Raw genomic sequence first — 23,311 nt, 5'->3', positions numbered from 1 at the left:
AGCTATCGCTCGGCCGACGACTGGCCCCCGGCCGCCGAGAGAATATACCACTCCACGCTATCCAGCGGCGGCCGCCGGCCCGTCTCTTCGGGGGCATAGTAGGTAGCCAGGTAATCGACGATCGGCCCTTCGTTTTTGCCGAGGTCGGGCAGTCCCTGCGTTTCCTGCATCCAGTGGATCATGTCGAGCCAACCTTCGCGGGTGGCGCGGTTCTGGGTGATGAGCTTGGCGCTGTGGCAGGCCAGGCAGTTCCCCTTGACCAGGCGGTAGTCTCCCTGCGCGATCAGTCCAGTGAGGGAGTCGAGGCCGTCGACGATGTTTTCCCGGCGGGGTGGGGGAGCGGACGGCGCTTCATCGGTGCTGCAGGCTTGTACCAGAACGACGACGAGGAAGAGCAGCAGCAGAAAATGGCGTAGCGATCTCATTCCTCAGACGACTTTAATGGCGATGCGGTGGCAGGCGTTGTTGAGGTAGCCCCGGGGGTTCCAGTTGGGCAGTACCATGGGTTGGGCCCGACCTTGATCGTCGGTTGCCCGGGCCCAAATTTCGTAGTAGCCCTCCTGCGGGAATTCAATCTGTGCGCTAAAGTGTTGCCAGGCATACCGATTGGCCGGTTTGGTGAGGGCACAGGCCTGCCAGGTACTACCGAAGTCGATGCTGTAGTCCACCTTACTCACCGCTCCGGAACCGCACCAGGCGTGGCCGGCGATCGGCAGCGTTTTCGTGTCGGAAAGGATGGCCCCGGTTTTAGGGGAAGTAAGGAGCGACTTTACGGGCATTTCCTCGATGATGCACATGTCTTCGTCGTCAACTTCGGCGCCGGGGGCCACGGGCTTGCAGGGTACCCGGTAGGATGCGCCGCCCATCTTTTCGCCGTCGTGCACGCGATCGCGGACCGCAATCTCGGAAAGCCATTTGCCGGAAACGCTGGCCGGGTAGCCGCTGGCGAGGAGGCGCAGTGGGTATCCGTTTAGGTGGGGCAGCGGCTGGCCGTTCATGTTCCAGGCGATCAGCGTCTCGTCTTCCAGTGCTTTGGCGATCGGAACGCCGCGGGAGATAACCACCTTATCCGGGTCGCCGCTCAGGTGGGTGTCCCTGCCGTAATAGCCGACGTACACGGCTTTTTTACGATCGAAGTTAGCGGCTTCGAGCACGTCGCGGAGGCGAACGCCGGTCCACTCCGGGCAGCCGACCGCTCCGGTACTCCACTGGTTGCCGCTGGCGGGCGGACTGAATTCTTTGCGCCCGTTGCCGCCGCACTCCAGGGTAAGCTGGTAGGTATGGTGCTCGAATCGCTGTTTTAGCTCCGCCAGGGTGAATACGACGGGTTCGGGGACGGCTTCGCCGGCAATCCGGAGTTCCCATGCGGAAGGATCAGCGGGCGGGGACGCAGGAGCGATGCCGTTGTTGCGGACGAAGAGCCGATCTGCACCCGTAATGCGTTGGTCGAGCAAGTGGGGTGGGGTTTCGGCATTCACCGGTCGGTCATTCAGGATGGTGAGATCGGGATGTTTGCCGGGTAGGGGATCCTCCGTCTCTAAGCCCAGTAATCCGATACCGGCCGGAAGACGAGCGGCGAACACGACGGGAAGACCGGCAACGGTAAGAAATCTACGGCGATTCAGGTAGGGCAAGGAGTGCGATTTATCGGGCTAATATTAAAGGTGGTAAATTAGTGCAAAGAAAATAGTCGATTTGCGCGCCATATTAATTTTTACCGCCGCCCTGTCCATGGTGGGTTTATTATCTTCCTGCGGCCCGGAGCTGAAGGATGGAGTGGCTGAGGCGTACGCCGCCCTGCCGCCGCAGGTTGACTATAATTTTGACGTGAAACCCATCCTTTCGGACCGCTGTTTTGCCTGTCACGGTCCGGACGCCCAGCACCGTCAGGCCGATCTGCGGCTCGACACCGAAACCGGTGCCTATGCCGTACTGAGCAGCGGAAACGGAGTCGCCATTAAGCCCGGAAATCCGGCGAACAGCGAACTGGTCCGGCGCATCAACTCCGACGATCCGGACGTAATGATGCCCACCCCGGAATCTCACCTTACGCTGTCGCTGAAGGAGATCGCCATTCTCACCAAGTGGGTCGAACAGGGAGCGGAATACAAGCCCCACTGGGCATTTATCGCGCCGCAGAAACCTGATGTGCCCGAGGCGGGGGAAGGATGGGCCGCCAATTCCGTCGATCGCTTCATCGCCCAGAAACTCGAAAGTGAAAACGTGCTTCCCGCTCCGGAGGCCGATCGCCCCTACCTGATCCGGCGGGCCTACTTCGACCTGAACGGACTGCCGCCCACCCTGGAGGAAATCGACCGGTGGATGGCCGCACCGGAAACCGACTGGTACGAGCAAATGGTGGATACCCTGCTGGCCAAGCCCGCTTACGGCGAACGCATGGCCACCCACTGGCTCGACGTAGCCCGCTTCGCCGATTCGGAAGGCTACCTGGACGATCTTCACCACGCTATGTGGCCGTACCGCGACTGGGTTATCGATGCCTACAACCGCAACCTGCCCTACGACCAGTTCGTGGAGTGGCAACTGGGCGGTGACCTGCTCGATGAGCCGACCCGCGAACAAATCGTCGCTACCGGCTTCAATCGCAACCACAAGCAGAACTCCGAAGGCGGAATTATTCCGGAAGAATTTCGGGTGGAGAACGTAGCGGACCGGACCAACACCGTCGGTACGGCTTTCATGGGACTGACCGTAGGATGCGCGCGTTGCCACGACCACAAATACGATCCCTTCAGCCAGGAAAATTACTACCAGCTCTTCGGTTTTTTCAACAACACCGTCGAGCGGGGAGATGCCATCTTCGGCTTCAACGGCATCGAGAACGGACAAATGGTCCCCGACAGCCTCGCGTTGAATGCCGGACCCACCCTGCCCCTGCCCGACGCCGAGACGGAGCTGATCCATAACTACCTTCTGCAAATGATCGCGGCGGAACGGAAGGAACTCGACTCGCTGCAACACACTGCACCTGCGCCCCCGCCGCCCTCCGAAAATGCACTGGAGCGTTACGTAGACCGACACAGCGTTCACCACCTGAACTTTGATGCGTCACCGGTCCGTGACCTCGCGCCCGCCACCGATCTGCTGCGCAATCACCTCAAGGTGGTCCCGGGAAAAGTGGGAAATGCCATATCCCTTTCGGGCGGACAACTCGTCAGCGACGGCACGGCATCGCAGTTTGAGCGGAGCGATCCGTTCACGGTGAGCTTCTGGATCATGGCCCCCAAGTTTTACGAAGAGGGCCACCTGATGTACAACAGCAACACGCGGATACAGGGGTACAAAGGCTGGGACGTGATGGTCGACAGCAACCGGCTGCACCTGCGCCTGAATCACGCCCATCCGTATCAGTCGATCGACCTGCGGGTAGACGATCCCCTGCGCGACGGCGTCTGGAAGCACGTGGTGTGGTCCTACGACGGAAGCAGCGACGCGAGCGGCATGCGGATCTACATCGACGGCAGCCGGGTCACCCCCACCGTGGTGCGCAATCACCTCGTGCGGAGTACGCGCCCCTTCACCGACATGCGGGCCACCCTGTACATGCCCTATGGCGGTTTCACGATCGGGGAGCGCCACTACGACGACGACTTCAACGGCGGACAACTGGATGAAGTACGAATACTGAACGTAGAGGCTGGTGACCTGCTCGCCCGTTACCTGTACGAAGCACCGCAGGGCGAGTTTGCCGGCGGTAACAACGAAAAGGAGTTGCGGGAGTACCGCTCCCTCCACGAAGACCCCGAACTCAGGGCCCGCCGCGAACGACTGCGTAGCCTGCGCCGGCGGGAGGTGGTCACCATGGATTCGGTACGCGAAATGATGGTCATGGGCGACGATACCCGCATGCGGCCCACCTACATCCTCGACCGGGGCGTGTACGATGCCCACGGCAAACCCGTAAATGCAGACGTTCCCGAAACCATGCTGCCGTGGCCGGAAGATCTGCCCAAAAATCGCCTCGGTCTCGGCCGCTGGCTCACGCACCGGGAGCATCCGCTCACTTCCCGGGTGGCCGTCAATCAGATGTGGTACCTGATGTTCGGGCGAGGACTCGTGGAATCGGTGGAGGACTTCGGCAATCAGGGAGCGCTGCCTTCCCATCCCGCGCTGCTCGACTGGCTGGCGGTCGACTTCAGGGAAAGCGGCTGGGACGTGAAGCGGCTGGTGCGGATGATGGTGACCTCGGCGACTTACCGGCAGTCGTCCGTCATACGCCCCGAACTGGCCGACCGCGACCCCGATAATCACTGGCTGGCCCGGGGTGCCCGTTACCGCCGTTCGGCCGAGATGATCCGGGACAATGCCCTCGCGGTGAGTGGCTTGCTCGATGAACGGACCGGCGGGGCGTCCACCTTTCCCTACCAGCCGCACGGGCTCTGGTCAGAAACCATGTCGCACTCCTTCTTCCCGGGTTACCAGATCGATAGCGTGGGCGGAATTTACCGGCGCAGCATGTACACCTTCTGGAAGCGCAACGCCCCGCCGCCGGCCATGCTGGTCTTCGACGCGAGCCTGCGCAGCGAGTGTCAGGTAAGGCGACAGCGGTCGAATACGCCCCTACAGGCCCTGGTCCTGCTTAATGACCCACAGATCATCGAAGCCTGTCGGGTACTGGCCAGCAATGCGCTACAACAAAACGAAGGCGAGGTGGATGCCGCCCGGGAAGTGTTCCGAACCCTGACGGGCCGGCAGCCTACGGAAAAGGAGGCCGACGTGATCACCCGCTTTTATACAGATGAGCTTACCTACTTCAGCGATAACCCCGGCGCGGCGCGGGACTTTCTGGCTACCGGATACCACGAAACGGATCTCTCCGCCGGACCAGCCCGGGTGGCGGCCATGGCGCGGGTAGCGAATACGGTCATGAACTCCACCGAAGGGTACTATAAGAATTGACAATTTCAAATTTTAAATTTAGAATTTGAAATTTCAGATTTAAAATTTACTGATTATGAACGATCTACAGCGAGCACTGCGCCACGCCAACCGGCGGGAATTCCTGAAGACCACCACGAAGGGGCTGGGGGGGCTGGCACTGAGTTCCCTGCTGCTGACGGGTGGTGCGGGACCAAAAGCTGCGATCGGACCCGGAGGGGGAGCACTGCCCCGACTGCACCACGCTCCCCGCGCCAAGCGGGTCATCTACTTGTTTCAGGCGGGGGCGCCGTCGCAACTGGAGACCTTCGACTATAAACCGGTGCTCAACGAGCGCTGGGGACAAGAAATACCCGATAGCGTGAGGGGCAACCAGCGGCTCTCGGGCATGGTGGCCGCCCAGTCCAGTTTTCCGCTCGTGGGTTCGGTCTTCCCGTTCACCCGGAGCGCGCAAACGGGGGGCTACTTTAGTTCCCTGATGCCGCACACTGCCGAAGTGGCCGGCGACCTTTGTATGATCAATTCGATGTACACCGAGGCGATCAACCACGAGCCGGCTACGATCTTTATGCAGACCGGTTCCCAGCAGGTGGGTCGCCCGAGTATCGGGTCGTGGATGAGCTACGGCCTGGGGAGCAGCAACGAAAACCTGCCCGCCTTCGTGGTACTGTTGTCACGCGGTAAGCCGGACGTACAGAACCTGAACATGCAGTCCTGGAGCAGCGGATTTCTCCCGAGCCACCACCAGGGGGTTCAGTTTCGGTCCGGCAACGACCCGGTCCTCTACCTCAACAACCCGGATGGCATCAGCCGCTCCGGCCGGCGCGCCGAACTCGATGCCCTTGCCGAACTCGACCGTGCCCAGCAGGAACACTGGGGCGACCCGGAGATCGACTCCAAGATCAGCCAGTACGAAATGGCCTACCGCATGCAGGCCAGCGTGCCGGAGATGACCGACTTCAGCGACGAGCCCCAGCACGTCTTCGACCTCTACGGCGAGGAAGCCCGCAAGCCCGGCACCTTTGCCGCCAACTGCCTGCTCGCCCGTCGCCTGGCGGAACGCGACGTGCCCTTCGTGCAGTTGTACCACATGGGCTGGGACCAGCACGGAAACCTCCCGGGCGACATTCAGAAGATGACCAGGAGCAGCGATCGGGCCAGTGCGGCACTCGTCAAGGACCTGAAACAGCGCGGCCTGCTGGAAGATACCCTGGTGGTGTGGGGTGGCGAGTTCGGGCGCACCAGTTTCAGTCAGGGTACCCTTACGAAGGAGAATTACGGCCGCGACCACCACCCGCGCTGTTTCAGCATCTGGATGGCCGGCGGCGGGGTGAAGCCGGGTCTGGTCTACGGTGCCACGGACGACTTCGGCTACAACATCCGGGAGAACGGCGTACACGTGCATGACCTGCAGGCTACCATGCTGCACCTGCTGGGGGTTGACCACGAGCGGCTCGTGTTTAAGCACCAGGGCCGGCGGTACCGGCTTACCGACGTTCATGGGCGGGTGGTCGAGGATCTTTTGGCGTAATGGTATCTTCGCGGCCAAATCATTCAGACCGTGAAGAAATCCTTAGCCCTCGTTTTTACCATTATTGGCGCCATCGGACTGGCCTTCGGCGTACTGGCCATTTTTAATCCGGGACAACTGGCCCTCGGGCAGAACGCCTGGGGCGTGGCCATCGTCGGGGTGATCTTTTTTATCACCGGAATGGGACTCTTGCGGTCGGTGGATCGTTAAGAGGGTATGAAATGGATCAAACGGTTGTTGGCGGTGGTGGGCATCGGGTACCTGTTGCTCTGCCTCGTCCTTTACGCCTTTCAGGAGCGGCTGATCTTCCGACCCAACGCCCTGCCGCGCGATTACGCCTTCGAGCAGGGAACGGAAAGCTGGCTGACCACCCCCGACGGGGTTGAACTCAGCGTGCTCAGCTTCCAGCACGAGAAGCCGGATGGTGCCATCCTCTACCTCCACGGCAATCGCGGCAGCAACCGCCGCAGCCTGTACCAGACGCGCGATTTGGTCGATACCAACCACGACCTATACCTCTTCGACTACCGGGGCTACGGAAAGAGCGGCGGAGAAATTTCTTCCGAAGCCCAATTATTTACCGACGCCCGGCTGGTTTACGATACCCTGGCCCGCCGCTACGGGGAAGACAACATCCTACTTGTGGGCTACTCCATGGGGACCGGCATGGCCAGCTACCTGGCGGCCACCGCGCATCCGCGGCACTGCGTTCTCGTTGCTCCCTACGCCAGCATAACCGCCATGAAGAACTTATGGCTGTGGGCGGTGCCGGACTTCATCCTGAAGTACCCACTGAACAACGTCGAACACATCGCCCGGGCGAACTGCCCCGTTACGATCCTGCACGGCGATCGCGACGGACTCATCCCCTACGCGATGGCCGAAGAAATTCAGGAGGCGGCTCCCGATCGGGTCGATTTGATCGAACTCCCCAACACCGGCCACCGGGGAGCCATTCTGCACCCCCAATTCGGGGAAGTGATGGAGCAGTTGATGTCCCGTTAAGTTGAAGTACCTTGTCGATCATGCCCAACCGTAGACCGATGCCGTACCGGATATTGGCCCTAGCCTGTTTAAGCTTTTTGTTTGTGAACTGTACCGACCCCCGCCCCCAGTACAATACGCTGGCCGACTATCCGGTGTATCCATACGCCGACCTGGGCGCAAGTTATAAACCCACCGCCACCACCTTCAAGCTCTGGTCGCCGGCGGCCCAGGATGCCCGACTAAAGCTCTACGATTCGGATGACCCCGAAGCCGAACCCGCTTCCGTCGTCGATATGGCCGATAAGAACGGCGCCTGGACGACCACCGTAGAGGAAGATCTCGACGGCACCTACTACACCTTTCAGATCAAACTGAACGGCCGGTGGCTCACGGAAGCGACCGACATTTACGCCACGGCCACGGGAACCAACGGCACGCGCGGACAGGTCGTGAACCTATTGGATACCGATCCCGCGGGTTGGGAAGACGATCGCCGGCCCCCCTTCGCCCGCCCCACCGACGCGGTGATCTACGAGATGCACGTGCGGGATTTTAGCATCGACCCCGCCTCCGGAATCTCCCGCAAGGGTAAGTTTCTGGGACTGACCGAACGGGGAACGACCACGCCCCGCGGCGACACCACCGGACTGGACTACCTGGTCGACCTGGGCATCACCCACGTCCACCTGCTGCCGAGCTTCGATTTTGTGAGCATCGACGAATCCAAACCCGACGACACGGAGCAGTACAACTGGGGCTACGACCCCCAAAATTACAACGTGCCCGAGGGAAGCTACGCCACCGACCCCAGCAACGGCAAGACGCGCATTCGGGAGTTCAAGCAGATGGTCAAGGCATTGCACGATGCGGGCATTCGTGTCATCATGGACGTGGTGTATAACCACACCGGCCGGACGGAAAACAGCAACTTTCAGCTTCTGATCCCCGATTATTTCTACCGCTTCAATGAGGACGGTACGTTCAGCAACGCCAGTGGCTGCGGCAACGAGATCGCCTCCGAACGGCCCATGGTGCGCAAGTTCATCCGCGAGTCGCTGGAGTACTGGGTCGACGAGTACCACGTCGACGGATTCCGCTTCGACCTGATGGGCATCCACGACATCGCTACCATGAACGAGGTCAGCGAAGCACTGCACGGCATCGATTCCACAATCCTGCTCTACGGCGAGGGCTGGACGGCCGGAGACAGTCCCCTGCCCGATAGCTTGCGGGCACTCAAGAAGAATACCAAAAAATTGACCCGGGTGGCCGCATTCAGCGACGACGTGCGGGACGGGCTCAAGGGGAGTGTGTTCGACGTGGAAGAGCGCGGCTTCGTGAGCGGAGCGGAGGACCGGGCCGAATCGGTCAAATTCGGCATCGTCGGTGCCACGGCCCATCCCCAGGTCGCCTACGACAGCGTCAATTACAGCAAGGCCCCCTGGGCCAATCAGCCCACCCAGTGCGTCAATTACGTCAGCTGCCACGATAACCATACGCTCTGGGACCGCCTCGCGATCAGCAATCCACGGGATCCCGACGCCGTCCGCGAAAGAATGCAACGCCTGGCTCTGGCTACGGTGCTTACCTCCCAGGGCATCCCCTTCCTACACGCGGGTACCGAAATGCTGCGCTCTAAGGATGGCAACGAGAACAGCTACAACAGCGGCGACGGGGTCAACGCCATCCGCTGGGACCTCGTCCGCCAGCACGCAACAACGGGTGCCTACGTGCGTGACCTGATCGCCCTGCGCAAGGCTCACCCGGCCTTCCGGATGGGACGGACCGACCTCATCGCCAAGCACCTGACCTTTATGCCGACCGGCGACGGGCAGCTCATTGTTTACCGGATCCAGGATGCCCCCGGTGACCAGTGGTCGGATATCCTGGTCCTGCTTAACGGGGCGGCGGAGCGCAGGAGCATAAATTTACCGAAGGGGCAGTGGCGGCAGGTAATGAACGGCGAGCGGGTGGTGCCGACCGGAATTTCCGACGATCCCATATCCGATGAGATCCGTTTAACGCCGCAGACGGCGAATATTCTGGTACGGGTGCCGGAAATCGAGTAAACGCTAGCCAGCATTTACGAAGGCCAGCGCCCGCTCGTCCATCCGGTTCCAGTCCTTGCCGCGCAGGGCAAAACCCACGTGACCGCCCCGGCGTGGCTGTTCCACCGTGATCAGGGGATGTTGCTTGCCCAGGGCTACGGGGGTACAGGCCTCCGGTACGATGGGATCGTTTTGGGCATTGACGATCAACACCGGCGCCGTGGTATCGGCTACGTAATTTCCGGAGGAGAGGTAGCCGTAAAACTCGTCCAGGTCACGGTACCCGCCGATGGGCGCGGAAAACGCCAGGTCGAAATCGCGCCACACCTTCACCTTATCTAGTTGAGTGAGGTCGACCGTACCCGGAAACTGTGCCTCCTTCGCGGATATTTTCGCGGCCAGCGACTGGTAGAACTTTCGTTTGTATACCCAGTTGTCGCGCCGTTCCAGGCTATCCACGCTGTGCTCGATGAAGCAGGGTGCCGAGAAGGCGACGCCGTGGGTCACCTGGGCCGGCCGGTTGGTACCCATGGTTCCCAAGTACTTCAGGGTGAGGTTGCCGCCCATGCTGTAGCCCACCAGTACGATGCGGTCGTAGAGATTTTGTGCGATGGCATGGTCGACGACCGCCTCCAGATCCTCGCTCTGCCCGTGGGAATAAAGTTTGCGGGTACGGTTCATTTCCCCCGAGCAGCTGCGGCAGTTCCAGGCCAGGACCTGCCAGCCGTGGCGTGCGAAGTAGTGAGCGGCACTGGCCACGTATACCCGGCTGCTGTCGCCCTCCAGTCCGTGGCTAAGGATCACCAATTTCCGGCTGGCGGGGTGGTCGAGCCAGTCAAGGTCGAGAAAATCTCCGTCGGGGGTATCGATCCTTTCTCGGCGGTAGCCGATGGAGACGCGGCGAAAAAGGTTGGGGATGATGGTCTGGTAGTGACCGGCTAATCTGTGTATCATGGGGCGGGGTCGCGGGTGCAAGGGAAACCAATAAGCAGCGGCGTAGTTTGGTTTTAAATTTGATGGGAATGAGATACCAGTGGCTTTTGCTCTTCGGATTATTGCTTTGCTCCTGCGTCACCGCCCAAAATCTGGACGGCGCGGTGAACCTAAACCTGGCCCGCATCGACCACCAGAAGGGGGCCATGCTGGTGCTGGGGGGGTGGGCCGTAGGGAACATCGGACTGGGGCTTACGCTGCGTAGCGGGACCTCCGGCGAGACCCGACGGTTTCACGAAATGAACGCCATCTGGAACGTGGTCAACCTGGGCATTGCGGGGTTGGGATATGTGGCTGCGGCCCGGGAAGATCCCTCCGCGCTGGACCTCTTTGGCAGTTTGCAGAAGAACAATGGGTTTGAAAAAATTCTGCTCCTGAATGCGGGGCTCGACGTAGGCTACATCATGGGTGGACTCTACCTCAGGGAGCGTGCCGGGCGGGTAGGGGCCGACGTTGCGCGACTGCGTGGCTACGGAAATAGTGTGCTGCTCCAGGGGGGATTCTTGCTTCTCTTCGATCTGGTCAACTACTTTATTGCACAGGACCGCGACGATAGTTTCCGTTTGCTGATGGGGAGCGTGGGGGAGGGAGTGGGGCTTCAGCTGGTTTTTTAAATTAGAAATCCCCGGTCCGTAAAAACGGTGCCGGGGAATATCCAATGTCGTTATGGAGTTATAAGCTTGCTGAAGTGTGTTCTAGTGTCAAATTAAATAGCCTGTATTAGTGTAACCCGAACACTAACTCAGTTGTTCGGGCAACGGTTGTCTAATTTGAGCGCCCCGTCAGTGGGGGGCTACCGTCGGTTTTTCGTATCTTATCTTGTGGCTCATTCGCTCTTGTGAAAACCATTCTACTTTTATTTCTGACGCTGATCGTGGCGGGTGCCGGCGCCCAGACTGGTCGCATTGAGTACTTCACGGTCACCGACGGGCTTTCCACCCGGGAGATCAACGACCTGCACATCGGCGACGACGGCTACCTCTGGATCGCTACGATGGACGGGCTCAACCGCTTCGATGGTCATGCCTTTCTGAGTTTCGGACAGGGCAACCTGAGCGAAACGCGGCTGAGCCGGGGAGCCATCGAATCGATCCGGGCCGACAACGACCGCCGACTGATCATCACCTTCAATGAGTTTTACGGCTACTTCGATCGCTTCGATCCCCGCGATTTCTCGGTCGAACAAGTCCGGATGGTACCCAGCACGGGCGTAGTTGGCTACCCGCGGGCCATCGAAACGGACCAGTACGGACGCACGTTCGTGGTCACCATCGGTCAGGAGGGTACGACGCTTTATGAGTACACGGACCGTGGATTCAAGACCATCTTCAATCAGCCCGACGACGGCTGGCTCACCTTTGCCCCGCGCATCGAGCTCCTGCCGCTCAGCAACGGGCAGTTTCTGCTTTACGACGAGGAGCACGGATTTCGCCACCTCTCGGCAACGGGAAAGGTCCTTACCAAATTTTTTCCCCGCACCTCCAGTCAGCGGCGGTTCTACACCATGGCCGAGGGGCCGGGGGGCTACGTCTACCTGAGTTTTCGCGACGGCTACCCCTTGTTCCGTTGGCGGCCGGAACGGGAGAGGAGTCCGGTGCCGGTACCGGACCTGGACGACGGGCTCCGCTACACCCAGGTGTTTAAGGATAAACTCGGTCAGCTGCTCTTTCTCGCTACGGAGGACATCCTGGGGCGGCGTTATCCCGATGAATATTACCTGGTGGATACGGCCGGCAACTTCCAACTGTTTGAACGCGAGCTACCGATCGACCGACTGGTCACCAGTGCCGTAGCCATGAACTTCAACGAAACCACCTACCTCGGATTGCGGGAGGGCCTCGGAGTAATGGAGCGGTACGTCAAATCGATCCAGACCTACCTTACCACCAAGAATACCAACGACCTCTACCGACACGTCGTCACCGGTATGGCCGAGGATGCCGAAGGAACGACCTACATTATGGAAGCGGACGGCCGCCTGCACGCTATGCGTCGGGGAAGTACCGAACTGGAGGATCGTCCGCTGGTCGACGCCGAAGGGCAGGCCATCAACCTCCGTGAAGCCACCCAGCTTGCCTACGATCGAATTCGCGACGCTGTGTGGGGAATAGCACAGCCACCGGGCTTTGGCAAGGGCGGACTGCTTTTCCGGTACGACGTCGCTACCGGAGTCACCAAAACCTACGATTCCGCTTACCCCATCACTTGCCTGGCCATCAGTCCGGAGGGTACGCTGTACCTCGGGGCTTCCGACCCGCGCAAGGTGGGCTTGCTGCTGGAGTTTTTTCCGTCCTCAGCGGCCTTCGTGGAACTAAAGGACAGCCAGGAAAACGACGAGGGTATTCGTGGTTTACGCATCAACTACCTGTATCCTTCGCGCAGTGGACTGTTGCTACTTGGTACCCGCAACCGGGGGCTGGTCGGCTACGATACACGGACCGGCCGCACCACCTTCTTCAGCGGCATGGCTGGTGAGGAAGAGCGGGTGGAGATGAATGCCTTTACGATCAACTGCATCTACGAAGACGTCGGTGGAAAGTGGTGGCTGGGAACCGACGCCGGCCTGCGCATAATGGACCCCAACACCGGAAAGGTGGTGCGCTACGGGCGCCAGGATGGCCTGAGCAGCAACACCGTCGTGGGCATTCTGCCCGATTCCGTCGGCGGATACTGGCTCTCTACCCACAATGGCCTGGTGCACCTGCCCGACGACATTAAATCGGGTCCCTTCCGGCGCTATTACCTCGAGGACGGGCTGGTCAACAACGAATTCAACCAGTTTTCCTTTCACCGCGACAATAGCGGGCGGTACTTCTTCGGTGGCGACAACGGATTGTCGGTATTCCGCGACGAAGACTTCAGCAGTGAAACGGCCGGCTCCGATGTAATGCTCACCGAAGTCGTGGTATACGGTCGTGGAGAAAACCGGACCATTACCCGTAACCTCGACGAACTGAAGGACCTGCTGGTCCGCGCCAACGAAAAAAGCATTGCGGTATCCTTCGCCCTCCCGGTCGGCCAACGACCCAGCCTGACCCAGTTCCGTGTCAAGCTGGAGGGCTTTAATGACGAATGGCGCGAACTGCGCAACGAGCGTACCGTACGCTACAACAACCTCCCGGCCGGCAAGTACCGCCTGCTCGTACAGGGGGCCGGTGCCAATGGCAACTACGGCGAGCAGATGCTCTCCCTCAACATCCGGGTGCGACAGTACATCATTGAAAAGACCTGGTTCCAGTTCGTGATCGTCCTAGTTATCGTTGGGCTGTTCTTCTTTATCCTGCAGGCCAAATTGCGGGAGCGACTGCGCAATGAGCAGTTGCGAACCCAGCTCAGCAGCGACATTCACGACGAAGTAAGCGGGTTGCTGGCCGGCATCACCCTCCAGGCGGAATTATTACAGGGCAAGACGGACGACGATAAATTGCGCAACCGCCTCCAGACCGTCGGGGAGGCCGGCCGTAACGCCATGTCGAAGATGAGCGACGTGATCTGGAGCATCGACAGCCGCCGGGACAACATCGGCAACCTACTGCAGCGTATGCAGGAACACGCGGACGAGGTCCTATTGCCCCTCGACATCCGGTACGAATTTCGGGCCACCGGCTTCAATCAGGAAAGAGAGCTTGCGGGTAACGTGCGTCAGGATCTTTATTTTATCTACAAGGAAGCGATCAACAACATCGCCCGCCACAGTAAGGCCACCTTCGTCGAGATCGAGTTGGAGCAGTTCGCGCAAACCTTCGAGATGTTCATCCGTGACAATGGAGTGGGAACGAAGAGCAAGGAGGCGCCCACCTACACCACCAGTCGCTTTACTCCCAAAACGGGGCAGGGCAAGGACAACATGCGCATGCGGGCTCAGCGACTACGGGCAGAACTCACCATCGACGATCGTTCGGGATACACCCTTACGCTACGGATGCGGCGACTGGCCTGATCAGCCCTTCATCCACTTCAGACAAGTGGGGCTAGGGACCTTCTTCACCACATGGTGCAACTGTAAAACACCTCCGGCCTGAACGCGAAATACCCCGATGGTATGATCACTTACGTTGGCGGTCAGCAGCCACTGTCCGTCCGGCGACAGGTTAATGTCCCGTGGCCGCTCCCCGCCGCTGGGGTAGGTATCGCGGGGTTGATAGCGGGGTTCGCGCACATCCAGGCGCAGGGCCGTTACGACGCTGTACTTTCGGTCGCTCACGTACACGTTCTTACCGCTTGCGTCGGTAGTTATTGCCGCGCCGCTGGCCCGGTCGACGGCCCGTTCGGGAAGGTAGAGTGCGGATTTCACCAGCCGGGGCTTGTCTTCCTTCAGGTCGACCAGTAAGGTAATGCCGTGATATTCACAAATGATCGTAGCGTAATCCCCGGATGGGTGCAAAGCGAGGTGGCGCGGTCCGGAACCTTCGGGAAGCTCCACCCCGTGGTCGGCCAGTAACGTAAGGCACCCATCACCCGACCGATCGAATACCAGCAGCCGGTCGCTGCCGAGGTCGCAAACGTAGGCCCGGTTCCGGCGCCGGTCAAATGCCGTGCAGTGGGCGCGGGGTGGGTGACCGGGCCTGACGGGCGGTAGTTCGATGTGTTGCAGGTGCTCCCCGAGTTCGCCTTCCGTTCCCCGAGCAAACACATCGAGGGTGCCGCTGGTGTAGCTGCTTACCACCAGGGTGTCGTCGATGCCCATCAGGTGACAGGGGTGGTCACCCGGCGTGTGAACGTCGTTGATCTTTTCGAACGTCACGCTTCGGTTGCGCTCCCGAATTACCCGGTAGGCAACAACTCCCGGGCCGCCCTCCTGGGGGCATTCCCGTATAGCGTATACGATTTTTCGGGCCTCGTCCACCCACAGGTAGCTGGGATTGACCGTCGGAGTATAGCCCCGGAACTCCAGCCGACCTTCGCCGGCATAGAAATCATAGGCTGAGATGCCCCGGGCCCGACCCGGAACTCCATCCTCCATATCCAACGTGTAAGCTCCCACCAGTAATAGCATCGACCGAAAATTGCGGCGGGAAAGTTACGCTAATTAAAGTCCAGGTCGTCGCTGCCGAACATGTCGGCCAGGATGTCCCTGAAGTTGAGGCTATTGTGCAGGGCTTCCTTGTTGAGGACCTCCATCTCGGCCAGTCCCTGAAGCACCAATTCCATGTACAGGTAGGTATCGGTTTCGGAAAGGGTGCGGTCGAGGTGGCCGTCTACGAACTTGCGTAGCCCGGCCACATTATCCAGGGCCTTGCGGTAGGCATCGTTGCTGCCGTCGGTGAGCAATTCGACGACGTTGCCGCCGCTGAAGTAGGCGCGAATAACTCCGTAGGGATCGCTGCCGCCCCTGCCGTCGGCTACCGTATCGGTCGGATCGGGGAAGTGCTCGAGGAAGCTGGTCTTGATGGACTGTCCGAGCAATTTCATGGCAACTCCGTAGGCACCCTCCTGTTCCCCTTCGTACACCAGTTCTACCTTTCCGGTGATGGCCGGGACCACCCCCCAGAAATCGGTAATTCGGGCCGCGGTATGGTCGTCTTCGTTGATCAGTGCCCGCCGTTCCGCGGTCGAGACCAAATTTTCGAGGGCCGTAATACTGAGGCGGGCCGATACCCCCGATTTCTCGTCGATGTACTCGCTTTCGCGGGCGGCGAACGACAGTTGTTCGAGCATTATGTTGAGCAGTTCCGGTACCTCGACGAGCTTCGATTGCTCCTCGGTGAGTGTTGCCTCCTGTGCCGTGATGCTGCGGGCGATCTCCAACGTTTTCGGGTAGTGGGTAAGGATCTGGCTTTCGATGCGGTCCTTAAGGGGCGTAATGATGCTGCCCCGGTTGGTGTAATCCTCCGGGTTTGCCGTAAAGAGGAACTGGATGTCGAGCGGCAGTCGCAGCTTGAATCCCCGGATCTGAATGTCTCCCTCCTGCAGGATGTTAAACAGCGATACCTGGATGCGGGCCTGAAGATCGGGCAGTTCGTTAATCACGAAAATGCCCCGGTGGGCACGCGGTACGAGTCCGTAGTGGATCACCCGCTCATCGGCGTAGGTAAGCTTCAGGGTGGCCGCCTTAATGGGGTCGACGTCGCCAATGAGGTCGGCTACCGATACGTCAGGCGTGGCCAGTTTCTCTACGTACCGATCGCTGCGGTGCCACCACTCGATCGGGGTGTCGTCGCCTTTTTCGTGAATCAGATCGAAGGAGGAGCGGCTGATCGGAGCCAGGGGGTCGTCGTTCAGTTCGCTACCGGCTACTACCGGTACGTACTCATCGAGTAGATTGACGAGCAGGCGGGCAATGCGGGTTTTGGCCTGACCGCGCAGTCCCAACAGCAGGACGCTGTGCCGACTGAGGATTGCCCGCTGAAGGTCGGGCAGCACCGTGTCGTCGAACCCGATGATGCCGGGAAAAACTTCTTCCTTATTCTTTAGACGCTTGATCAGGTTTTCGCGCAGTTCCTGCTTGACGCTGCGGGGGGTATATCCGGTGGCCTTAAGCTCACCGAGGGTCTTGGCCTGGGCCATAGATAGATTAGTTGGATGGGGAAAAATGTTAAACGGCTGTCCGAAGGATTGGTTGTACCCCCCGGAGACGTCCCCGGCGATAAGAATTGATGCTCCCGAAACAGGGGGGACAAACTGGTGATCCGATGATACGAACGGATCATTCCGCGTAGGTTAACAAATGAGTCCGTGCCACAGCGAATTCTGGCCTACGTCAAATTGTAAATTATATTGCGTAGGAGCGGAAAATTTCGTAACTTCATTATATTGTTACACGGATAAACACTAACGCCATGGATTTTTTCGCCCTACTCCTCATTCTCCTTCTGATCGTTTCGATTCTCGCTATGGCTGGCTACGTCGCCTACCACGCAATCGCCGGTCCCAGAAGGCCCGCCCACTGATTCGGCGTCCTGAACTCCGCCTCAGCCCTCCCACAGAATCTCCTCGACGTTACCGGTTTGCGCCAGGTAGCGGGAGAGGACGAACAGGTAATCGCTTAAGCGATTCAGGTATACGATAATCGCGGAATCCAATTCCGCCAACTCTACGGTGCGCCGCTCGGCACGCCGGCACACGGTACGCGCCAGGTGAGCAAAACTCACTGCGGGGCTACCACCAGGCAGGACGAAGTGCGTCATTTTTGGCAACTCCCGGTCCATTTCATCCATATACGTTTCCAGCATCCCGCTTGCCCCTTCCGGTAGTTGGTAGCTGTTCCCCTCCCGGTCGTCGGCGAGGGCGGCACCGAGTGCGAACAGTAGTTTTTGCTGTTCAAGTAGTTGGGCCCGGACGCGGGAGCCGTGCGGATCCGAAGGAGCTACGTGATCCCGCAGCAATCCCATGCAGGCATTCAGCTCATCCACCGTACCGTAAGCTTCGACGCGGGGATCGGCCTTACTCACCCTGCGGCCGCTGAACAGGCCGGTTTCCCCCCGGTCGCCGGTGCGGGTATATATTTTCATTTCAGGATCATTTTTTCGAGCTTGGCAAGCCGCTTGTAAAATTCGGGCAACCGGTGGGAAAGCAGGGCGCTTTTAATCCAGTTTTGGTAGGTGGAAGCCGGCGATCCCCCGAAGGCCTGGTTGGGCTCGCGAATGTGGCGGGCTACCCCGGACTGGGCCTCGATGTTCGTACCGTCCGCGATCGTCAGGTGACCGGCGAAGCCCACCTGGCCCCCAATGCGGCAGTTGGCGCCGATCTTCGTAGAGCCGGCCACGCCGGTCTGGGCCGCAATCACCGTATTCGACCCAATTTCTACATTGTGGCCGATCTGGATTAGGTTATCGAGTTTCACCCCCCGGCGAATGTGGGTAGAGCCCATGGTGGCCCGGTCGATGGTCGTCCCGGCACCGATCTCTACTTCGTCCCCAATCACTACGTTGCCTACCTGCGGAATTTTACGGTAGATGCCGTCCGTGTCGGGTAGAAAACCGAATCCATCGCAACCAATCACGACGTTTGCGTGGATGATACAGTTATTGCCCACCACGCAGTCGCGCATTACCCGGGCTCCCGGGTACAGTACGCAGTCGGCACCGATTTGGACGTTCGGGCCAATGAATACCTGATCGAGAATGACCGTGCTGTCACCGATTCGGGCGCCGGGGCTGACCACGGAAAATTTGCCGATCCGGACGTTAATGCCAAGCACCGCATCCGCTTCAACGCTCGCGTGCTGACTCACCTGGCGCGGGGTTTTAGCTGCCTCGGTCTGTTCGTACACCTGCAGCAAGCCGCTGACGGTTTCGTAGACATTGTCGACCCGCAACAGCGTAGGGCTGATGGTGGTCTTCGGTTTGAATTCACGGCTCACCAGTACGGCAGTGGCCTTGGTGGTGTATAGGTGGTGTTCGTATACGGGATTGGCGAGAAAGGTAATTTGCCCGGCACCTGCCTCTTCAATCCGGGCCGGACCGGTAATTATGACGTCCGGGTCGCCATCGACGGTGGCATCAATCATTTTAGCCAGAGCGGCGGCAGAAATTTGCATAAATTTTAGGTTGCTTATATGATATCCGGCAGCTGATCGCCTTCGTGTTGTGGTTCAATTCGGTTGATCACCCCGGCCTGGATGCGTTGCATCTCCCCAAATTGCCGCAGCACGGCCGCACGGAAGGGCTCATCGATGTAGTCCCGCAGGTGACCCATATTGCTTAGTCGTTCACCCTTACGAAAGCGGTAGATCTGCGTGATACCCGCCAGCTCGAACTGGACCGGAAAGCGGCCGTCGTTATCGAACACGGTGATTTGCATCCGGGCATCCGGCAGGCGACCAATGATACGCATGGAGGGGGATTTGCGGTAAAAGTACAGCTTATGGGTGAGCCGTGACCCGCTCACGCCCACCAACGGAATACTTACTTTTGCCGCCAATGAAGAAAATAATGATCTGCGGTTCCGGTGGCCAACTCGGACAAAAGCTCATCACCGCCGCTAAAGAATCACTTACGGACTGGCGGATATTCGCCTACAACCGGTCGAGCCTCGACATCACCCGCCCCGAAGACCTGCGGGTGGCACTCGCCGAAGCCCAACCCGACATTTGCTTTAATGCCGCCGCATACACCGCCGTCGACCGCGCCGAATCCGAGCCCGATAAAGCTCACCGCATCAACGTCGACGGTGCCCGCCGGCTCGCTGCGGCCTGTCATGAGAATGGAGTAAAATTTGTGCACTTCAGCACCGATTACGTCTATGCCGGTGATTTTAACCGGCCCCTCCGCGAAAGCGATGCTACCCTGGGGACCAGTGTATACGCCCGCACTAAACTACAGGGAGAGAACGAGGTTATGCGGCACCATCCCGACGCACACATCATCCGTACAAGCTGGGTGTACGCCGAATACGGACAAAACTTCGTCCGCACCATGCTTCGCCTCGGACGTGAACGCGGCGAGCTGGCCATCGTGGCCGATCAGGTCGGATCACCTACCTATGCCGCCGACCTGGCCGCCGCGGCCATCAAGCTGGCCGTGTCCACGGCCACCCCGGGGATCTATAATTACAGCAACAGTGGCGTGTGCTCCTGGTACGACCTGGCCAAGGCCGTACACGAGCTCGGGGGCGTTACCTGCAATGTCCGCCCCATCTCCACCAGCCAGTATCCCACTCCCGCTAAACGCCCGTCCTACAGCGTACTCGATACGGCCAAAATCGCCAAGGTCGTCGGCACGCCCCGCCACTGGCGGGAGGCGCTGGTAGAGTGCATGGCAGGAATTGAAAAGTAAGGTCAGTCTCGATTTAGCCGGATGCGGGTTCCTCTACCTTCCCTGAGCGAAGCAATGTCTCCGATCACGACCTCCGTCACTCCGGCCCGCAGGGCCGCAAAGGCATTGTCCAGTTTTGGTACCATGCCGCCCGCGATCTGCCCGTCGGCCCGGTACCGTGCGTAAGATTCGGGCGTAAGCTCCGGAATGACGGAACCGTGATCGGCAATGTCCGTGAGTACCCCCGGCAATTCAAAACAGTAACGCAGGCTCACCTCATGCTCCATACCGGCCAGGGCCGTTGCCGTCTCGTTCGCGATGGTGTCCGCATTGGTATTTAACAGTTGCCCGTGGCTGTCGTGGGTGATCGGACACAGGACGGGGCGAAGCCCCAGCCGGAGCAGCGCGTCCAGTAAGGGGGCGTTCACGGCGGTCACGTCGCCGGCAAAACCATAATCGATGTCCTTAACTGGACGCTTTTGGGCCAGTACCGCATTCCCGTCCGCTCCACTGAGCCCGATGGCGTTGGTACCGCGGGCCTGGAGTTGGGCGACCAGGTCCTTGTTCAGCATGCCGGCGTAGACCATCGTAACAATTTCGAGGGTAGCGAGGTCGGTTACCCGGCGGCCGTCGATCATGACGGGTTCACGGCCCATTTCGGTAATTACCTGACTTGCCTTGCGTCCACCCCCGTGAACGAGGACGGCGGGCTCCAGTAGGCTGGCGAAGTAATCCAGGCTTTCGTGCAATGTAGCCGGATTGTTGATGACGTTGCCGCCAATCTTGAGTACGATCATGCGGCAAATATCTAAACCAGGACTAATAAACCGGCTCCACCGTGTATCCGTTTGCGCGCAGCAGTGCGATCACCCCGTGCGCTCCCCCCAGGTGTCCGGCACCGACGGCGTAGGTCGACGGCGTGGCGGCCAACCGGTCGATGATGGTCGGGACCCACTTTTCATTCCGGCGAACTACCAGCAGTTCCTCGAAGTTGCCGTACCCCGCACTCTCGTCCGTAATCAGTTGTGACATCTCCGCTACCGCACGCCGCTTGTACATCGCAACCATACGCTCCAGGTCGCTGTCGCCAGTCTTCATCTCGTCGCCCGTTTCCGAGGCTACGGCCTTGTAGAGCATGTCTGCCTGGACCGAATAGGGGATGCTATCGAACAGGCTTAGCTGAAAATCCATGGTTTCGAGTCCACTGATCGGCCGCCCGGCGGTTTCCGCAATCTCGGAAAGTTCGAACTCGTAGCTCTGCATCCCGTTGCCGCCCGCGCCCCCAAACGGACCGCCGCCGCTCATGTCTTGTCCGACCATGGCGGAAAGGAACATCGGCTTCATACGATTGAGCATGAACATGGGCAGGCCGGTAGCGGCGAAATAGGTGGACACGCTGTCGTAACGGGCGGGCGTAAGCAGGTCCTCGAGGCTGGTGTCGCCGCGCATATTGATCTTGCCCATCAGGCCCATCATGGCAGCGGGGTTCTGCATCTCGCGCGGGTCGATCTCGAAGAGGACTTCATCCGTATCGTTGATCGCCCCGACGACCGATGGCTCCAGGAAGTAGTCATCGCTCGGGATCAGGTGAATGGTACCGAAAAGGTAACTGGGCCGTTCGATGCCCTCGCCGGTAATCCGCCAGAGCAGGCTGGTATCGTTAACCGTAGGAATCTGAAATGCCGCGGTGGCGGTCGTTGCGGTTCGCTGAGCGGTAAGTCTGGAAGCAGCCGCAAAGGTTGCTACGATCAGGAAGGCCAGCGTGAATCGTCGAATGTGCATAGTCTGAAGGTATGGAGGGTGTAACGCCGGTGGGTGATGGAAGGATTTGTCGGGCCGTCCTAAAGTTGTCGTAAATCGTCCGCGGGTTCAGCGCTGCGCCACCTTCTCATCTTTCGTTGACCCGGTTGAAGGCACGCGCTTACCTTTGTGAAGATGAAAGATGTCTTCGATCTGCTGGGGCGCATTCTCCTCTCCTTTATTTTCTTCTTCGAGGCGTACGACTACTTTGCTTTCGAGCAGCTGAACCGGCAGGCAATGACCATCTACGGCCTCACCTGGAACCAGGATTTCTTTCTGTACGGCGCGATCCTGCTGCTGGTGCTTGGTGGCCTGATGATCCTGCTCGGCTACCGGATGCGGCTCGGGGCCATACTCCTGCTCATCTACTGGGTGCCGCTCACCTTCATTGTTCACGACTTTTGGGTGGAGGCCGAGGGGACCGAATCCTTCCGCCTGCAGAGCCTCTTTTTCGTGAAGAACCTGGCCATCATGGGTGGTTTGCTGCTCGCCGCGACCCACGTAAGCGGCCGGTACCGGCTCCGGCGCTTGTTCGCCACCACGCGGGTGTAGGGGTTCGGTCTACTTCAGGCTGGCCAGAAACATCTTGGTCATCTGCTGGAAAACCGGATCGTCGAAATCCTCCTCAATGGTGTCTACCATCTCCTCCACCTCGTGATCTACCACCGCGAGCAACCCCCGCCGGAGGTAGTGCTTGGTGCGTTTGAAGACCGGGTAGTGAACCTGCATCAGCTTTCGGCAGTGGGCCTCCGCCCGCTCAATCACTTCCTCAACCTCTACCGATTCATTCACTAGTCCGAGCGCAAGGGAGGCTTCGCTGTCGTACATACGCGCGTTCTGCACATTGGCCCAGGCCGCCGGCTCACCTAAGTAGTAAGCAAAAATATCGCCCATCATGCGGGGGATCTGCAGGCTCATATTAAACTCGTTCATGCCCAGGGTATGCTTGCTTCCGCGTCCCATGACGCGGTAGTCGGCCGTGAGCGCGATGATCGTTCCTCCGGCCGGTGCGTAGCCCGTCACGGCGGCCACCAGGGGCTTGTCGAAGCGGACCATGGTTTGCAGTGCCGACAAGTAGGCGGAGAAGAAATCGCGCAGCCCCTGCTTGTCGGAGGTAGCCAACATCTTCACGTCCAGACCCGCACAAAAGCAGTGCGGCTTACCCGCTAGAACCACGCCCCCCACGGTACCGTCGCCACCGAGGTCGAGAAAGGCCGATTCCAGGTCGCGCGAGAGTGCCGTGTCGATGGCGTTGACCCGCCCATTATCGATGGTGACCGTAGCGAGGCGATCCTGTTTACTAACGTTTAGGGTGGCATATTCGGGCATGGAACTGAGAATTTGGGCTAATTTAGCGA

General features: G+C 59.6%; 20 protein-coding genes. 9 read left to right on the top strand and 11 right to left on the bottom strand.

What is annotated here, in order from left to right:
• Positions 1-2 precede the first annotated feature (2 nt).
• Both GGR28_RS05785 and GGR28_RS05780 read right to left on the bottom strand, forming a co-directional pair.
• On the bottom strand, positions 3-425 hold the full coding sequence (locus GGR28_RS05785) for a monoheme cytochrome C (protein WP_183494795.1): 423 nt from the start codon (positions 423-425) through the stop codon (positions 3-5).
• A gap of 3 nt (positions 426-428) precedes the next feature.
• The gene (locus tag GGR28_RS05780; RefSeq protein WP_183494794.1) at positions 429-1,634 is read right to left on the bottom strand and encodes a sulfite oxidase; all 1,206 of its coding nucleotides are present in this window, start codon (positions 1,632-1,634) and stop codon (positions 429-431) included.
• Between the two features lie 61 nt (positions 1,635-1,695).
• Here GGR28_RS05780 and GGR28_RS05775 point away from each other — a divergent pair, with 61 nt between their 5' ends.
• The 5 genes from GGR28_RS05775 (at position 1,696) to pulA (ending at position 9,486) form a co-directional block, all read left to right on the top strand.
• On the top strand, positions 1,696-4,920 hold the full coding sequence (locus GGR28_RS05775) for a DUF1553 domain-containing protein (RefSeq protein WP_183494793.1): 3,225 nt from the start codon (positions 1,696-1,698) through the stop codon (positions 4,918-4,920).
• Positions 4,921-4,975: 55 nt separating this feature from the next.
• Complete coding sequence (locus tag GGR28_RS05770; protein WP_183494792.1) at positions 4,976-6,430, top strand: DUF1501 domain-containing protein; 1,455 nt, start codon at positions 4,976-4,978, stop codon at positions 6,428-6,430.
• A 30-nt stretch (positions 6,431-6,460) separates the two neighbouring features.
• On the top strand, positions 6,461-6,640 hold the full coding sequence (locus tag GGR28_RS05765) for a hypothetical protein (protein WP_183494791.1): 180 nt from the start codon (positions 6,461-6,463) through the stop codon (positions 6,638-6,640).
• Positions 6,641-6,646: 6 nt separating this feature from the next.
• The gene (locus tag GGR28_RS05760; RefSeq protein WP_183494790.1) at positions 6,647-7,435 is read left to right on the top strand and encodes an alpha/beta hydrolase; all 789 of its coding nucleotides are present in this window, start codon (positions 6,647-6,649) and stop codon (positions 7,433-7,435) included.
• A gap of 83 nt (positions 7,436-7,518) precedes the next feature.
• On the top strand, positions 7,519-9,486 hold the full coding sequence (pulA, locus tag GGR28_RS05755; RefSeq protein WP_319936706.1) for a type I pullulanase: 1,968 nt from the start codon (positions 7,519-7,521) through the stop codon (positions 9,484-9,486).
• Between the two features lie 3 nt (positions 9,487-9,489).
• Here the strand turns inward: pulA and GGR28_RS05750 are convergent, their stop codons facing one another.
• Complete coding sequence (locus GGR28_RS05750; RefSeq protein WP_183494789.1) at positions 9,490-10,419, bottom strand: YheT family hydrolase; 930 nt, start codon at positions 10,417-10,419, stop codon at positions 9,490-9,492.
• Between the two features lie 68 nt (positions 10,420-10,487).
• Between GGR28_RS05750 and GGR28_RS05745 the strand changes: the two genes are divergently transcribed.
• Positions 10,488-11,072 (top strand): DUF6992 family protein, encoded by a 585-nt coding sequence (locus GGR28_RS05745; protein WP_183494788.1) that lies wholly within the window; start codon positions 10,488-10,490, stop codon positions 11,070-11,072.
• A 224-nt stretch (positions 11,073-11,296) separates the two neighbouring features.
• Positions 11,297-14,398 carry a ligand-binding sensor domain-containing protein gene (locus GGR28_RS19300; RefSeq protein WP_183494787.1) on the top strand — a complete coding sequence of 1,034 codons (3,102 nt, stop codon included), beginning with the start codon at positions 11,297-11,299 and terminating at the stop codon, positions 14,396-14,398.
• Here GGR28_RS19300 and GGR28_RS05735 read toward each other — a convergent pair whose 3' ends face one another.
• The 5 genes from GGR28_RS05735 to GGR28_RS05715 form a co-directional block, all read right to left on the bottom strand.
• Positions 14,399-15,454, bottom strand: coding sequence for a lactonase family protein (locus GGR28_RS05735; RefSeq protein WP_183494786.1), 1,056 nt, complete (start codon positions 15,452-15,454; stop codon positions 14,399-14,401). It abuts the gene before it with no gap.
• A gap of 29 nt (positions 15,455-15,483) precedes the next feature.
• Positions 15,484-16,965 (bottom strand): sigma 54-interacting transcriptional regulator, encoded by a 1,482-nt coding sequence (locus tag GGR28_RS05730; RefSeq protein ID WP_183494785.1) that lies wholly within the window; start codon positions 16,963-16,965, stop codon positions 15,484-15,486.
• A gap of 404 nt (positions 16,966-17,369) precedes the next feature.
• On the bottom strand, positions 17,370-17,909 hold the full coding sequence (locus GGR28_RS05725; RefSeq protein ID WP_183494784.1) for a cob(I)yrinic acid a,c-diamide adenosyltransferase: 540 nt from the start codon (positions 17,907-17,909) through the stop codon (positions 17,370-17,372).
• On the bottom strand, positions 17,906-18,937 hold the full coding sequence (gene lpxD / locus GGR28_RS05720; protein ID WP_183494783.1) for a UDP-3-O-(3-hydroxymyristoyl)glucosamine N-acyltransferase: 1,032 nt from the start codon (positions 18,935-18,937) through the stop codon (positions 17,906-17,908). The genes GGR28_RS05725 and lpxD overlap by 4 nt, the downstream gene beginning before the upstream one ends.
• 14 nt (positions 18,938-18,951) lie before the next feature.
• The gene (locus tag GGR28_RS05715) at positions 18,952-19,233 is read right to left on the bottom strand and encodes a hypothetical protein (RefSeq protein ID WP_183494782.1); all 282 of its coding nucleotides are present in this window, start codon (positions 19,231-19,233) and stop codon (positions 18,952-18,954) included.
• 86 nt (positions 19,234-19,319) lie between these two features.
• Here GGR28_RS05715 and rfbD point away from each other — a divergent pair, with 86 nt between their 5' ends.
• The gene (rfbD, locus tag GGR28_RS05710) at positions 19,320-20,174 is read left to right on the top strand and encodes a dTDP-4-dehydrorhamnose reductase (protein ID WP_183494781.1); all 855 of its coding nucleotides are present in this window, start codon (positions 19,320-19,322) and stop codon (positions 20,172-20,174) included.
• A 2-nt stretch (positions 20,175-20,176) separates the two neighbouring features.
• Here the strand turns inward: rfbD and argB are convergent, their stop codons facing one another.
• Positions 20,177-20,950: an acetylglutamate kinase gene (gene argB, locus GGR28_RS05705; RefSeq protein ID WP_183494780.1), complete on the bottom strand. Its 774-nt coding sequence runs from the start codon at positions 20,948-20,950 to the stop codon at positions 20,177-20,179.
• A gap of 22 nt (positions 20,951-20,972) precedes the next feature.
• Positions 20,973-21,935: a TraB/GumN family protein gene (locus GGR28_RS05700; protein WP_183494779.1), complete on the bottom strand. Its 963-nt coding sequence runs from the start codon at positions 21,933-21,935 to the stop codon at positions 20,973-20,975.
• 153 nt (positions 21,936-22,088) lie between these two features.
• Here GGR28_RS05700 and GGR28_RS05695 point away from each other — a divergent pair, with 153 nt between their 5' ends.
• Positions 22,089-22,505, top strand: a complete 417-nt coding sequence (locus GGR28_RS05695; RefSeq protein WP_183494778.1) for a DoxX family protein — start codon at positions 22,089-22,091, stop codon at positions 22,503-22,505.
• Between the two features lie 9 nt (positions 22,506-22,514).
• On the opposite strand, the gene GGR28_RS05690 is transcribed toward GGR28_RS05695, so the two are convergent.
• A complete protein-coding gene (locus GGR28_RS05690) occupies positions 22,515-23,282 on the bottom strand; it encodes an enoyl-CoA hydratase/isomerase family protein (RefSeq protein WP_183494777.1) in 768 nt (255 codons plus the stop codon).
• Positions 23,283-23,311: the final 29 nt, after the last annotated feature.

It is taken from the genome of Neolewinella aquimaris (genome assembly GCF_014197245.1).
Lineage (GTDB): Bacteria > Bacteroidota > Bacteroidia > Chitinophagales > Saprospiraceae > Neolewinella > Neolewinella aquimaris.
The sequence above is the reverse complement of the archived record's forward strand: the minus strand, read 5'-3'. Positions and strand labels throughout refer to the sequence as shown.

Excerpts from the sequence above, each read along its gene's own strand:
- GGR28_RS05785 (WP_183494795.1), bottom strand. The coding sequence starts at position 425 with ATGAGATCGCTACGCCATTTTCTGCTGCTGCTCTTCCTCGTCGTCGTT.
- GGR28_RS05770 (WP_183494792.1), top strand. The coding sequence starts at position 4,976 with ATGAACGATCTACAGCGAGCACTGCGCCACGCCAACCGGCGGGAATTC.
- GGR28_RS05760 (WP_183494790.1), top strand. The coding sequence starts at position 6,647 with ATGAAATGGATCAAACGGTTGTTGGCGGTGGTGGGCATCGGGTACCTG.
- GGR28_RS05750 (WP_183494789.1), bottom strand. The coding sequence starts at position 10,419 with ATGATACACAGATTAGCCGGTCACTACCAGACCATCATCCCCAACCTT.
- GGR28_RS05745 (WP_183494788.1), top strand. The coding sequence starts at position 10,488 with ATGAGATACCAGTGGCTTTTGCTCTTCGGATTATTGCTTTGCTCCTGC.
- GGR28_RS05735 (WP_183494786.1), bottom strand. The coding sequence starts at position 15,454 with ATGCTATTACTGGTGGGAGCTTACACGTTGGATATGGAGGATGGAGTT.
- GGR28_RS05730 (WP_183494785.1), bottom strand. The coding sequence starts at position 16,965 with ATGGCCCAGGCCAAGACCCTCGGTGAGCTTAAGGCCACCGGATATACC.
- GGR28_RS05725 (WP_183494784.1), bottom strand. The coding sequence starts at position 17,909 with ATGAAAATATATACCCGCACCGGCGACCGGGGGGAAACCGGCCTGTTC.
- lpxD (WP_183494783.1), bottom strand. The coding sequence starts at position 18,937 with ATGCAAATTTCTGCCGCCGCTCTGGCTAAAATGATTGATGCCACCGTC.
- GGR28_RS05715 (WP_183494782.1), bottom strand. The coding sequence starts at position 19,233 with ATGCGTATCATTGGTCGCCTGCCGGATGCCCGGATGCAAATCACCGTG.
- rfbD (WP_183494781.1), top strand. The coding sequence starts at position 19,320 with ATGAAGAAAATAATGATCTGCGGTTCCGGTGGCCAACTCGGACAAAAG.
- argB (WP_183494780.1), bottom strand. The coding sequence starts at position 20,950 with ATGATCGTACTCAAGATTGGCGGCAACGTCATCAACAATCCGGCTACA.
- GGR28_RS05700 (WP_183494779.1), bottom strand. The coding sequence starts at position 21,935 with ATGCACATTCGACGATTCACGCTGGCCTTCCTGATCGTAGCAACCTTT.
- GGR28_RS05695 (WP_183494778.1), top strand. The coding sequence starts at position 22,089 with ATGAAAGATGTCTTCGATCTGCTGGGGCGCATTCTCCTCTCCTTTATT.
- GGR28_RS05690 (WP_183494777.1), bottom strand. The coding sequence starts at position 23,282 with ATGCCCGAATATGCCACCCTAAACGTTAGTAAACAGGATCGCCTCGCT.